This window comes from Hoeflea sp. BAL378, assembly GCF_000759435.1.
In the GTDB taxonomy this organism is placed as follows: Bacteria; Pseudomonadota; Alphaproteobacteria; order Rhizobiales; family Rhizobiaceae; genus Hoeflea.
Window position 1 is genome coordinate 1 of record NZ_JRJG01000154.1, and the last position, 362, is coordinate 362.

1 pseudogene is annotated in these 362 nt (G+C 64.1%); it reads left to right on the forward strand.

Features of this window, described 5'->3' with window-relative positions:
- Window positions 1-301 (forward strand): annotated as a pseudogene (locus tag LL06_RS23530) (acetyl-CoA C-acyltransferase); the annotation flags it as partial.
- Window positions 302-362 lie beyond the last annotated feature (61 nt).

Genomic DNA, 362 nt, shown 5'->3' on the forward strand with positions numbered 1-362 from the left:
AAAGGTGACCCGCAAGGTGCTCCAGCGCGCCGGCATGACGGTCGACGACATCGACCTTTTCGAGCTCAACGAGGCCTTCGCCTCGGTCGTGCTGCTGTTCCAGAAGCTGCTCGACATCGATCCCGAGCGCCTCAACGTCAATGGCGGCGCGATCGCCATGGGCCATCCGCTCGGCGCCACCGGCGCGATGATCCTCGGCACGATGGTCGACGAACTCGAACGGACCGGCAAGGAGACGGCGCTGGTGACGCTGTGCGTCGGCGCCGGCATGGGAACCGCCACAATCATTGAACGGGTGTGAGACAATGGACACTGTAAAGCTTGACGTGGGAGCCGACGGCGTCGCGCTCATCACCTTCGAC